The following is a 12432-nucleotide window of genomic DNA, read 5'->3' as shown; positions in this document are numbered from 1 at the left end:
GGCGCACTCATCTCCCCTGGCACGGCGCCCGCACGGCGTGCCCACAGCCTCAAGGAAGTAGTAGGACATGGCATCGGTCACCGCGACGGCGGACACCATGACCAGGCAGGAGTGGGCCTCCGAGGTCCGCCGCCTGGCAGAGGAGCGCGACGCTGTCATCCTCGCGCACAACTACCAGCGCCCGGAAATCCAGGACGTCGCCCATCACACCGGCGACTCCCTGGCTCTCTCCCGGCTGGCCGCGAGCGTGGACGCCAGCACCATCGTCTTCTGCGGTGTGCACTTCATGGCCGAGACGGCCAAGATCCTCGCACCGGAGAAGACCATCCTGCTGCCCGATCCCAACGCGGGGTGCTCGCTGGCCGACACCATCACCGCGGAGGACGTGCGCGCCTGGAAGGCCCAGCACCCCGGCGCGGTCGTGGTCGCCTACGTCAACACCACGGCGGCGGTCAAGGCCGAGACCGACATCTGCTGCACCTCCTCCAACGCGGCCGACGTCATCCGGTCCATCCCGGAGGACAAGGAGATCCTCTTCCTCCCGGACCAGTTCCTGGGCGCCCACGTCAAGCGGGTCACCGGCCGCGAGAACATCCACATCTGGATGGGCGAGTGCCACGTGCACGCCGGAATCGACGGCCACACCCTGCGCGAACGGGTCGCGTCCGAGCCCGACGCCGAGGTGTACGTCCACCCCGAGTGCGGCTGCGCGACCTCCGCGCTCTACCTCGTGGGCAGCGGCGCGGTCCCGGAGGAGCGCGTCAAGGTCCTCTCCACCGGCGGGATGCTGAGCGCCGCCGAGAACACCACCGCCAAGAAGGTGCTCATCGCCACCGAGACCGGCATGCTGCACCAGCTGCGCAACGCCAACTCCACCACGGAGTTCGAGGCGGTCAACTCCCGCGCCGAGTGCCACTACATGAAGATGATCGACGCGGACAAGCTGCTGAACTCGCTCCGCCACGGCACCACCGAGATCCACGTGGACCCCGGGACCGCCGAGCGGGCCCGTCGCTCGGTGGAGCGCATGGTCTCCATCGGCCAACCCTCCCGGGGCGGCGAGTAGGGGGCACGTGGGCGAGGTCGGCGGCGCGTGGCGAGTGACGCCGCAGGCGCATGGACGGTAACAGAAGTCTCACCTTCCAGCCACAGCTGATCCATTCGCCCACACCAGACGCCTCCCCTCGCTAGCGTCACCTCAGGAGTGGGGGGAGAATCGTGACCAGAGGTAACGAAACAGGCGTACCGACGACCGACACCGTCGAGGGGCTGCACGACGCGTTCGCGCAGCCGCTCTTCCGGTACGCGTGGTCCCTGCTGGGCGACCCCGACCAGTACAGCGAGCGCGTTGACCGGCCCGACGAGGACCCCGTCACCGACGCCGTACACGAGGCCCTCGTAGCCGGGGTCGAACTGGGGTCCAGACTCGCGGACCCCGCCGACCGGGGCCCCTGGCTCTTCGCGCTCGTCCGCGCCGCCTGTCAGCGGCGCGGATTCGCGCACACCTGCCCCTACACGCGCCTGGCCACCGTGCCCGCCGAGGCACCGGTCGCGCGGATGTTCTCCCGCCTGCCCGCCAGCCACCGGGAACTCGTCGAGCTGAACCTGCGCCACGCGCTGTCCACCTCGGCCGTCTCCCGGGTGCTGGGACTGGAACCGAGGATCTGCGGCGAGCTCTCCCGCTCCGCGATCCGCCGAGCGGCGGAGGGACTGGAGGACCTTCCCGCGCCCGAACCCGACGAGGACACCCCCAGCGGCAACTGGCGCACCCAGGTGCACCAGGTCTCCTCCGCGCTGGCCCTGCTGCGCCCGCCCGGGGCGCCGCCCGGTCTGCGCGACCGGGTCGTGCGTACCTGTACCTCACCCGACGCGGCCGAGGAACGCGCCCGGATCGCCGCCGCCATGCAACCGCTCACCGCGGACGGCTACCCGGTCCACCGCTCGCGCCCGCCCGGCGACCCGGTGGTCGAAGCGGGCGAGGACGCCGGCCCCGTCGAGGTCCCGCTCCCCCGGGCCCTGCCCGGCGACCGAGTGATGACCGCGGACCACCCCGTGCGCGACGACGCGCGTTCACCGCTGCCCTCCCCCGACCACGACCCGCACGGCGAGATCACCGACACCGGCCGCAGGCGCTGGCCGCTGCCCGCGGTCTCCGGGCTGGCCACGGTCGTGGTCGCGTTGGGGCTGTGGTGGTGGGCCAGTTCGGTCGGCGGCCCCACCACCATGATCGACTCCGGCCCGGCCCTGCCGGGGCAGCGTCCGGGCCTGTCCGAGGTGGAGTCGGTCTCCACCGCCTCCGACGGCAAGCCGGGGACCGAGCCGACCTCGGCCACCGCCGCCGGGGAGACGAGTACCGAGGCCCCCGGGACGGACACACCGAGGAGCGACGGCCCCAGCGGCAGCCCGAACGGGCCGCGCGACGAGGGCGACGGCGGGGGACAGCCCCGGGAGGAGCACGGCGGGAACGGCCCGGAGGCCCCAGGTGAGGGTCCGGGCGCACCCGAGCCCCCGGCGGAGCAGCCCGACCCCGGCCAGGGTGAGGACGAGGAGGAGCCGCCCGGAGGCGGCGGCGGGTCTCCCGGGAACGGCTCCCCCGGCCTGCTCGGAGGCCTGCTGGGACTGTTGTTCGGGAGCGGGCAGAGCGAGGCGGAAGAACCGGCCGAGTAGCCGGCCGGGACAGCGCTACGAGGCGGACGCCCCTTGGCGGGAGCCGTGGGGAGCCGGAGCCGTCAGAAGGAGGAGAGCAGGCGTTCGGCGGCGGCCTGGAGACGCCTCTCGACCTCGTCGACGTCGCGGCGTCCCTTGAGGATCTCCACCAGCTCGAAGATCCACACGCTGGTGAGCGCGCCGACCAGGACGTACCCGGTGCTGTCGCGGTCCACGTCGGTACCGGCCTCCGCCTCGTCCTCGCCGGCCTCGTCGGTGGTGTCGGCGCCCTCGAGGTTGCCGGTGGCCACCCTCCACACGAGGTCGCTGATGCGCACGTCCAGCTCGATCTTGACCTCGGCCATGATCAGGGACCGCACCAGGGCGTCGGCCAGTTCCGGCTCGCGCATGAGACCGCGCGTGGCGCGCAGCAGGACGTCGACCGCCCGGCCGGAGGGGCTGTCGGCGGTGGGCGGACGGCGGACGATGCCGCCCTCCAGGAGGTCGAGCTCCTCGGTGACCACGGCCACGACCAGGTCCATCTTGGAGGGGAAGTAACGGTAGAGCGTGCCCAGGGCGACACCCGCGCGTTCGGCGACCGAACGCATCTGCATGGCCTCCACGCCACCGCGCACCGCCAGGGCGGCCGCGGTCTGGACGATGCGCCGACGACGCTGGGTCTGACTCCGTGTCATCGTTCCGATCGGTGCCTGCACCGCCACAGGGTCTCTCCCATTCGTCATCGGTCCGCGCGTCGCCGAGGTGCGACGGCCCGAGGGTCGGCCGAGCCCGGTGGACCCGCGCCCGGCGACCCGGCTCACGAGAACACGTTATCCAACGAATTCCCTTGATCACAGCGCCTGGAACCCATGATCCTCGCCTCATCGCCCGACGTGACAGAGGCAATACGAGAACTTGGCCGGAACTTTCGGGACGACACTCCGACCTTTGTAGAATATGTTCTATTTTGTCGGTCCGAAATGCGGCGGGCCGCGTCCGAGCCCCGGAGGTACCCACCCCCGCACGGCTCGAAGGACCCTTCCCTAGAATCGAACCCGATTCGGTTTCCAGTGGAGAGGTCGGCCAGGGATGCGTGAGGTTCCCCCAGTAGAGGACCTGGGCGAGGGGTTGTGGAGCATCCCCGTTCCGGTCCCCCACAACCCCATCGGGTTCACCTACGTCTACGCCCTCGACACCCCCGTCGGCCCCGTCCTCGTCGACACCGGCTGGGACCACGACGACTCCTGGGACGCCCTGGTCAAGGGCCTCCACCAGGCAGGGCACCGGGTGGACGAGGTCCGTGGCGCCGTCGTCACCCACTTCCACGCCGACCACTCCGGACTCACCGGACGCCTGCGCGCGGCCTCGGACGCCTGGATCGCCATGCACCCCGCCGACGCCGAGGTCCTGCGCCGCCAGGAGGAGCGCACCGACGACCAGCGTGCCGCCTCCGTCATCGAACAGATGGCCCGAGCGGGCTTCCCCGACCAGGACGTCGAGGCCTTCCGCGCCTCGCCCACCGTCTTCCGACCGCCCGCGCTCCCCGACACCGCCCTCGACGACGGCCAGCGCGTCGACGTCCCCGGCCTGGACCTGCGCGCCGTGTGGACCCCCGGCCACACGCCAGGGCACCTGTGCCTCCACCTCGCCGGACGCGAACTCCTCTTCACCGGCGACCACGTCCTGCCACGCATCACCCCGCACGTGGGCCAGTTCCCCCTGGACTCCGCCGAGGGCGACCCGCTCGGCGACTTCCTCGCCTCCCAGGCCCGGATCGGCGGCCTGCCCGGGGCCGAGCGTCTCCTATGTCTTCCCTCACACGAGAGGCGCTTCTCCGGACTGCGCGAGCGCGCGAAGGAGATCGTCGACCACCACGAGGAGCGCCTGGACCTCATGGTTCGCCTGGTGCAGCAGGGACCCACCACCCTGTGGGAACTCACCTCACGCCTGGAGTGGCGGCGCCCCTGGGCGGACATGAGACCACTGGCCCGGCACATGGCCGCCTCCGAGACCGCCGCACACCTTCGCCTGTTGGAGGAGCGCGGCCGCGTCGTTCGCGAGGGCACGCCACACCGACCCCGCTGGGCCAACGTCACCCCGGGGACGACGCCCCGAATATGATCCCCTGTACCTGATGCCCGGCGCCGACCCCGAGTGAACTCGCGAGTAACATATGGGGGCGCGCAGCATCCCAGCAGCCGCCCACCAGCGGCTCCGGCCAGTACCGGGGCACCAACGGCGGCGACCGGGCACGCGATCCAACGAAGAGGTGGACTCTTGACCCAGTCGGGCACCAGCACGGGACCGACCCCACGGCCCTCCGGCGAACGCCCCCTGCGCGTCGCCCTCCTGTCGTACCGCAGCAAACAGCACGTGGGCGGGCAGGGAGTCTACGTCCGCCACCTGTCACGCGAACTGGCCGCGCTCGGTCACGAGGTCACCGTCTTCTCCGGACAGCCCTACCCCGTCCTCGACGAGGGCGTCACCCTGGAGAAGATCCCCTCCCTCGACCTCTACAACGACGCCAACCCCTTCGTCGCCCCGCCCGTGCGCGAGTGGCGCGACTGGATCGACGTCCTGGAGGTCGCCACCATGTGGACCGCCGGGTTCCCGGAGCCCCTCACCTACTCCCTGCGCGCCAACCGCGAACTCCGCCGCCGCCTCGACGAGTTCGACGTCGTGCACGACAACCAGACCCTCGGGTGGGGTCTGCTCGGCATCAGGTCAGCGGGACTCCCCCTGGTCACCACGATCCACCACCCCATCAGCGTGGACCGCCGGATCGAGATCGAGGAGGCCCGCGGCCTCCAGAAGCTCTCCAAGCGCCGCTGGTACGGATTCGTCAGGATGCAGGCGCGGGTGGCCCGCCGCCTCGACCCGATTCTGGTCCCCTCTCAGTCCTCCGCCGACGACATCGCCCGCGAGTTCGGCGTCGACCCCGCCACCATGGAGGTCACCCCGCTCGGCGTGGACACCCGCTACTTCCACCCCCGCCCCGAGGTGGAACGCGTCCCCGGCCGCATCGTGTGCACCGCCAGCGCCGACAGCCCCCTCAAGGGGGTCAGCGTGCTGCTGCGCGCCGCCGCCAAGCTCGCCACCGAACGCGACATCACCCTGAGGATCGTCAGCAAGCCCAAACCCGGCGGCCCCACCGACCAGCTCGTCGACGAACTCGGCCTGCGCGACCGCGTGGAGTTCGTCAGCGGCATCGACGACGAGCAGCTGGGCGAACTCGTCTCCAGCGCCCAGATCGCGGTCGTCCCCTCCTTCTACGAGGGCTTCTCCCTGCCCGCCGTGGAGGCCATGGCCTGCGGCACACCCCTCGTCGCCAGCCACGCGGGCGCCCTGCCCGAGGTGGTCGGCACCGACGGCGACGCCGGACGCCTCATCCCCCCGGGCGACCCCGAACTGCTGGCCGCCGAACTCGCCTCCCTGTTCGACGACGACGCCGAGCGCGAGCGCATGGGCGCCGCCGCCTGGCGCCGGGTCCAGGAGCGCTTCACCTGGAAGGCCGTGGCCGAACTCACCGCCCAGCGCTACGCCACCACCATCGACGCCGTCAAGGGGACCAGCGCCGGTACCGGAGACGACGACACCCGGCCCGCACCCGTGCGGGCCCGCGCGAACGGCGCCTGATCCCACGACCCGCAGCACCGTCCCTAGGGAGCCTCCACTGATCACCGTCGACTTCAACCTGTTCCCCGTCGGCCCCGGCCAGCGCGTCCTCGACCTCGGCTGCGGCGGCGGCCGCCACGCCTTCGAGATCTACCGACGCGGTGCCGACGTGGTCGCCTTCGACCAGAACGTGAGCGACCTCGCCGACGTCGAGACCATGTTCGCGGCCATGGCCCACGAGGGGGAGGCCCCGGCCTCCGCCAAGGCCGAGACGGTCAAGGGTGACGCCCTCGACATGCCCTTCGACGACGACAGCTTCGACCGCGTCGTGGCCGCCGAGATCTTCGAGCACCTACCGCACGACACCGCCGCCATGAAGGAGCTGTACCGGGTCCTCAGGCCCGGCGGCATCGCCGCCGTCACCGTGCCCAGTTTCCTGCCCGAACGCATCTGCTGGGCCCTCTCGGAGGAGTACCACACCAACGAGGGCGGCCACATCCGCATCTACACCCGCGCCGAGCTGGAGGCCAAGCTCAAGGCCACCGGGTTCGTGATCGGCCCGCACCACCACGCGCACGCCCTGCACGCCCCGTACTGGTGGATCAAGTGCGCCGTGGGCACCGACAACAACGACCACCCGGCCGCCAAGGCCTACCACGACCTCCTGGTCTGGGACATGCTCCAGGCCCCCAAGGTCACCCGGGTGGCCGAGCGGCTCCTCAACCCCGTCATCGGCAAGAGCGTCATCGTGTACGTGCGCAAGCCGCACACCGACGCGGCCGCCTGATGGCACCCGCACCGTCCGACCCCGGCGCCCTCCACCTGCCCGGGGTCCTCAGCGCCGAACAGCTGTACCGGTCCGCGGACTACCTCGTGCGCTCCCAGGAGCGCGACGGGGTGATCCCGTGGTTCCCGGGCGGCCACGCCGACGTGTGGGACCACGTGGAGTGCGCCATGGCGCTGACCGTCACCGGCGTGCTCGTCCCCGAGCACGCCGAGGCGGCCCGCCGCGCCTACCTGTGGCTGGACGGGAGCCGCCACCCCGACGGCGGCTGGTACGCCAAGTACCGCCAGGGGCGGCCCGTGACGGCGCTGCGCGAGGCCAACCACGCCGCCTACCCGGCCGTGGGGCTCCTCCACCACCTCCTGACCACCGGCGACGTCGACTTCGCCGAGCGGATGTGGCCCGTGGTGGAGAGCGGCCTGCAGTTCGTGCTGGCCCTGCGCGGCGAGCAGGGCGAGATCCTGTGGGCCCGCTCCGAGGACGGATCCCCGGGCGACCACGCGCTGCTCACCGTGTGCGCGAGCGTGCACCACGCCCTGCGCTGCGGGACCGAGCTGGGCGCGCGGCTGGGCCGCGAACGACCCGACTGGTCCAAGGCGGCCGACCGTCTGGCCGAACTCATCACCGAGGACGAGGGGCTGTTCTCGGACCGCTCCCGCTTCTCGATGGACTGGTTCTACCCGATCCTCGGCGGTGTGCTGCGCGACGAGGCCGCCAAGGAGCGGATCGCCGAGCGCTGGGACACCTTCGTCATGCCCGGACTGGGAGTGCGCTGTGTGAGCGACCAGCCCTGGGTGACCGCGGCGGAGTCCTCGGAGCTGGTCATGGCGCTGGCCGCCATGGGAGAGACGGAGACCGCGGTACGCGTCCTGCGGGACGTGCAGCACCTGCGCGACGCGGACGACGGCGTCTACTGGACCGGATACCAGTTCGCCGAACAGGTGCGCTGGCCGGTGGAGCGCAGCACGTGGACCTCGGCGGCGATCATCCTGGCGGTGGACGCGCTCACCCGCGCCACCCCCGGCTCCCGGGTGTTCCTGCACACCGGGGCCTGAACTCCGACCCCGAACACACGAGGAGGGCCCCGAGGGGCCCTCCTTCGCTCGTTCGTCAGCCTTCCTCGCCCCGGCCGGGCGGCGTTTCCGGGATACCCGGATCCTCCGGGTCACCCGGCCACTCGGGGTTCTCCGGGATGGTCGGCTCCTCCGGGATGTCCGGCCCCGGGTCGACCGGCTCCTCGGGGGGCGGCGGCTCCCCCTCCGGCGTCTCCGGCTGGTCGTTCTGCGGCGCCTCGGGCTGCTGCGGCTCCTGGGTCGCCGGGTCCGGGGCCCAGTTCTCCGTGGTTCCACCGAACTCGGGGCCCGGGAACGAGGCGGGCTCGTAGCCCTCCATGGCGCGGTTCATGTACGACTCCCACATCTGGGCGGGCAGACCGCCGCCGGAGATGTTGTACCCCGGGACCTGGAAGCTCTCGTTGTTGCCGCTGTAGACCCCGACCGCCGTGGACAGCTGCGGCGTGTACCCGACGAACCAGGCCGCCACGCTGCCGTTGGTGGTGCCGGTCTTTCCCGCGACCGGGTGGTCCCACAGCTGCGCGGCGGTACCCGTGCCGGAGCTGACCGCCTGCTCCAGGGCGTAGGTGACGTCGGCCGCGGTCGACGCCTCAAGGGCTCTCCTGCCCTCAATCTCGGGCCGCTCGTTGTCACCGTCCTGGTTGACGATCTCCTTGACGACGTGCGCCTCCATGTGCACGCCACCGTTGGCGAAGGTCGCGTAACCGCTGGCCTGGTCCACCGAGCGAACGCTCGTGGCGCCCAGCGGCATGACCGGGACGAGCTGGTTGTCGTCGATGCTCCCGTCGGGCAGGCCCACGTCGTAGGCGGTCTGCCTGATGTTGTCGAAGCCGACCTCCTGGGCCAGCTCCACGAAGCCCAGGTTGTTGGACACCGTGGTGGCCTGGGTGAGCGTCATGACGCCACCGGGCGCGTCTCCCGCGTTCTGCACACGGGAACCCTGGATCTCCCTCGGCCCGCGGCCGTCCACCGTGGAGTTCAGGCCGTAGCCCTGCTCCAACGCCGTCGCCAGCACGTACGGCTTGAACGCCGACCCCGCCTGGGCGGCCCCCAGGAACGAGCTGTCGTACTGGTTCAGGTGGTAGTCGTGGCCGCCGTAGAAGGCCAGGACCTCGCCGGTCTCCGGGTCGATGGTGGTCAGCGCGATGTTGACGCCCTCGGGAAGGCTGTCCGGGTCGACCATCTCCTCCACCGACTCGTAGGCGGCGTCCATCATGTCCTTGTCGAAGGTCGTGACGATCCTGAAGCCCTGGCGGTTGATGTGGTCCTCGGTGTAGCCGAGGTCCGTCAGCTCGCTCATGGCCTCCTGGAGCATGTACCCCCGGTAGCCGCTGAGGTCCTCCGTGCTCTTTTCCGGCTCGGGTGCCGGGAACTCCATGGCGTCCGCCTCGGCCTGGGTGATCGCCCCGGTGGTGACCATCCCGTTGACCACGTACTGCCAGCGGTTCTCCATGTCGGGCGTGGTCTCCACGTCCGCCTGGCCGAACCGGGTCGGCTGCTGGATGGCGGCGGACAGGAAGGCGGCCTCCTCAGCGGTGAGCTCGTCGACGTCCTTGTGGTAGTACGCCTGCGAAGCCGCCTGGACGCCGTAGGACATGCGACCGAAGTAGATGGTGTTGAGGTACTGCTCCATCACCCACTCCTTGTCCTCGCTCTGATCCACCTTGATGGAGATGATGATCTCCTGGATCTTGCGGGACACGGTCTGCTCGAAGGAGACGCCCTCGTAGTAGTTGCGCACCATCTGCTGGGTGACGGTCGAACCGCCCTGCACCTGCTCGCCGGTGATGGTGGACCACACCGCGCGCATGGTGCCGCTGAGCGAGACACCGGGCTCGGTCCAAAAACCACGGTCCTCGGCGGAGATGACCGCCTCGACCACGTGGTCACCGCCGGCCGTCATCTCGTCGTAGCTGATGACCTCGCGGTCGGTGCCCCGGTAGGCGAACTCGGTCTCGCCGTCCGCGAAGTAGAAGGTGGAGCCCTGCTCCACCGCGTCGGCCTTGGCCGCGTCCGGAACCTCGACGGTCACGTAGAAGAACGTGAAGACACCGCAGGCCAGGACGACGCCCAGGCCGGTGACGGCGAGGAAGGCCAGCAGGAGGCGCAGCCAGAGCGGCTTCTTCGCCTTCTTCCTGTTCTTCCCGGAACCCTCACCCGGCCCCCCTGCGCTGTCGGTGGGCCCACCGGGCCCTCCCGGCCCCCCGGGGGTACCGGCTCCGCCCGAGGCCGCCGCCCCGGTCACTCCGCCCTCGGCGGGGCCGTTGGGCCCCTCCGGCGTTGGCCTGTCCGACACGTAGTCCGACAACCGTCGGGGCGTCGGCCACATGGCCGCGGTCTGCGCCGTGGCACCGGTGTCGGTGCCCTCGGCCGATCCGCTCCCGGCTCCGTGTTCCGCGTCGTCCGGCTCCGGCGCAGCGCCAGCGAAGGCCACCGCGCCAGCCGCGGGTGCGGGCATGGCCTCGGTCCGAGCGCCGTCGTCGGAATCCTTCGCGGCGTCGGTCCCGGGGTCGGGCTCGGGCTCGGTCACCTTCTCCGGCTCCGAGGAGGGTCCGGAGCCGGTGACGGCGGGGGCCGCCGCGGGTTCGGCCGCGTCCTCGGTCTCCTCGGCTCCAAGGACCGGGATCTGTTCGGTTCGGGCTTCCTCCAGATCGGCTTGCCCGGTGGCCGCGCTCGCGGACTCCCCGGCGGTCCGGTCTGCGGTGACAACCCGGTCGGCCTCGTCCTCCGCACCGGCGGCGGATGCGTCGTCGGCGGGTCCGTCGTCGGAGTCCACTTCGGAGGCCTCCGGCTTCGCCCTCTCCGAGTCGTCACCCGTCCCGGTCGAATCAGACCCCTCGGACTCGAAGCCCTGCTCGGCCAGTGTCATGGCAACGCGGTCACGCAGGAACGTGCCGCTCGTCTTGAAAGCGATGGCCCCCGGGACGAACTCCGGCTCGGGTTGGCCGTTGGCCTCGCCAGCCGACTCCGATGCCTCCCCCACGGATTGATCCTCACCCTGGGGGGTCGTTTGAGTGGACAGCTCCTCAGCAGAGGTCTCTTTCGTCTCCGGCGTGTTCGATTCGGGACGCTGTCCGTCCGTCCCGCCATCGCCGTGTGTGCTCTTGCTCAGCTCCCCGCCCCCAAGGCAAATCACGTCCGGCACCGTGCCGTCCTGGTGTTTGACGCGCGAGTGCCCCTGATCGGTTCAGTCGATTCAGGGCTGAAGCGGTATTTCGGGGAAAATCACCACCATCGCTCCACCCTCAAAGCCACGATACCCGCACGTAACCGTGTCAAGGCCGAATCCGTAACCGCACGGTCACTTCTTACCGAAGGCTTACCCTCCGAAGGCGTGTCCATGTCCGGGTGTTGGCTCACTCACAATACTGGACCAATATTGCCACACTCAGGGACAATCACTGAGCGTGCGCATTCGATTCACCAGAGCCCCCGTCACGAATGCCGCGCCCGCCCCCGAATCGCTTCAGGAAACGCGCTCCAGGATCCGCATGGATCCCACCACGCGCACCTCCCTGAACTTCCCGGAGTCCAGCGCGCGGCAGTAGACGTTGTACGGCGGCCGGCCGCCGTCCTCCGGGTTCGGGAAGACGTCGTGGATGACCAGCGCCCCGCCCTGGGCGACGTGCGGCGACCAGCCCTCGTAGTCGTTCTGGGCCGCCCTCTCGCTGTGTCCGCCGTCGATGAACAGCATGCCCAGCTCAGTGCCCCAGACCGCCGCGACGTCGACTGAGGCCCCCGTGATCGCGATGACCTCGTCGTCCAGACCCGCCTGGGTGATCGTGCGCCGAAAGTGCGGCAGGGTGTCGAACTTCCCGGTGACCGGGTCGATCAGGGAGCTGTCGTGGTACTCCCAGCCCTCCTGGTGCTCCTCGGACCCCCGGTGGTGGTCGACGGTGATGACCCTGGCCCCGCCCACGCGTGCGGCGGCACCGAGGAACACGGTGGACTTGCCGCAGTAGGTGCCGATCTCCACGACGGGTCCGCGGTCCGCGTACTCCAGGGCCGTCTCGAAGAGAGCCATCCCCTCGTCAGTGGGCATGAATCCGTTCGCCGCCTCAGCGGCCGCCAGCAGGTCCGCGGGGATTGTCTTCGTCATACGGAAATCCTCCCATCGCAGGAGGTCCGGCCCGCCAGCACCCCATGGGGAAACGACCCTGAGAAAGGCGTTCACAAACGCACAAACCACCCCAACAAAAAAGAAGGGAAAGAACCCGCCCCAAAGGACAAGCCCTTCCCCTCCCCTATCAAGAAAAACCGTGGCAGCGACCTACTCTCCCACCCCACAACAGGGCAGTACCATCAGCGCAAGGA

General features: G+C 70.5%; 9 protein-coding genes. 6 read left to right on the top strand and 3 right to left on the bottom strand.

What is annotated here, in order from left to right:
* The first annotated feature begins 67 nt into the window (after window positions 1-67).
* Together nadA and KBX21_RS23625 are read left to right on the top strand one after the other, a co-directional pair.
* Window positions 68-1066 carry a quinolinate synthase NadA gene (gene nadA, locus KBX21_RS23630; RefSeq protein ID WP_049570254.1) on the top strand — a complete coding sequence of 333 codons (999 nt, stop codon included), beginning with the start codon at window positions 68-70 and terminating at the stop codon, window positions 1064-1066.
* A 152-nt stretch (window positions 1067-1218) separates the two neighbouring features.
* Window positions 1219-2667 (top strand): sigma-70 family RNA polymerase sigma factor, encoded by a 1449-nt coding sequence (locus KBX21_RS23625; RefSeq protein WP_210843792.1) that lies wholly within the window; start codon window positions 1219-1221, stop codon window positions 2665-2667.
* Window positions 2668-2729: 62 nt separating this feature from the next.
* On the opposite strand, the gene KBX21_RS23620 is transcribed toward KBX21_RS23625, so the two are convergent.
* Entirely contained in the window at window positions 2730-3368 is a 639-nt protein-coding gene (locus tag KBX21_RS23620; RefSeq protein ID WP_210843787.1) for a TetR family transcriptional regulator, read from the bottom strand.
* Window positions 3369-3735: 367 nt separating this feature from the next.
* Between KBX21_RS23620 and KBX21_RS23615 the strand changes: the two genes are divergently transcribed.
* The 4 genes from KBX21_RS23615 (at window position 3736) to KBX21_RS23600 (ending at window position 8100) form a co-directional block, all read left to right on the top strand.
* Window positions 3736-4767, top strand: a complete 1032-nt coding sequence (locus KBX21_RS23615; protein ID WP_210843785.1) for an MBL fold metallo-hydrolase — start codon at window positions 3736-3738, stop codon at window positions 4765-4767.
* Between the two features lie 156 nt (window positions 4768-4923).
* The gene (locus tag KBX21_RS23610) at window positions 4924-6282 is read left to right on the top strand and encodes a glycosyltransferase family 4 protein (RefSeq protein WP_049570244.1); all 1359 of its coding nucleotides are present in this window, start codon (window positions 4924-4926) and stop codon (window positions 6280-6282) included.
* 37 nt (window positions 6283-6319) lie between these two features.
* Window positions 6320-7048, top strand: coding sequence for a class I SAM-dependent methyltransferase (locus KBX21_RS23605; RefSeq protein WP_049570240.1), 729 nt, complete (start codon window positions 6320-6322; stop codon window positions 7046-7048).
* A complete protein-coding gene (locus KBX21_RS23600) occupies window positions 7048-8100 on the top strand; it encodes a prenyltransferase (RefSeq protein ID WP_049570236.1) in 1053 nt (350 codons plus the stop codon). Before KBX21_RS23605 ends, KBX21_RS23600 begins: the two co-directional genes overlap by 1 nt.
* Before the next feature lie 55 nt (window positions 8101-8155).
* On the opposite strand, the gene KBX21_RS23595 is transcribed toward KBX21_RS23600, so the two are convergent.
* Together KBX21_RS23595 and KBX21_RS23590 are read right to left on the bottom strand one after the other, a co-directional pair.
* On the bottom strand, window positions 8156-11263 hold the full coding sequence (locus KBX21_RS23595) for a transglycosylase domain-containing protein (protein WP_307869262.1): 3108 nt from the start codon (window positions 11261-11263) through the stop codon (window positions 8156-8158).
* 321 nt (window positions 11264-11584) lie between these two features.
* The gene (locus KBX21_RS23590) at window positions 11585-12217 is read right to left on the bottom strand and encodes a class I SAM-dependent methyltransferase (protein WP_210843783.1); all 633 of its coding nucleotides are present in this window, start codon (window positions 12215-12217) and stop codon (window positions 11585-11587) included.
* Window positions 12218-12432 lie beyond the last annotated feature (215 nt).

It is taken from the genome of Nocardiopsis sp. B62, assembly GCF_018070675.1.
GTDB classification, from domain to species: Bacteria; Actinomycetota; Actinomycetes; order Streptosporangiales; family Streptosporangiaceae; genus Nocardiopsis; species Nocardiopsis prasina.
This window is presented reverse-complemented; position numbering and strand designations above follow the sequence as displayed.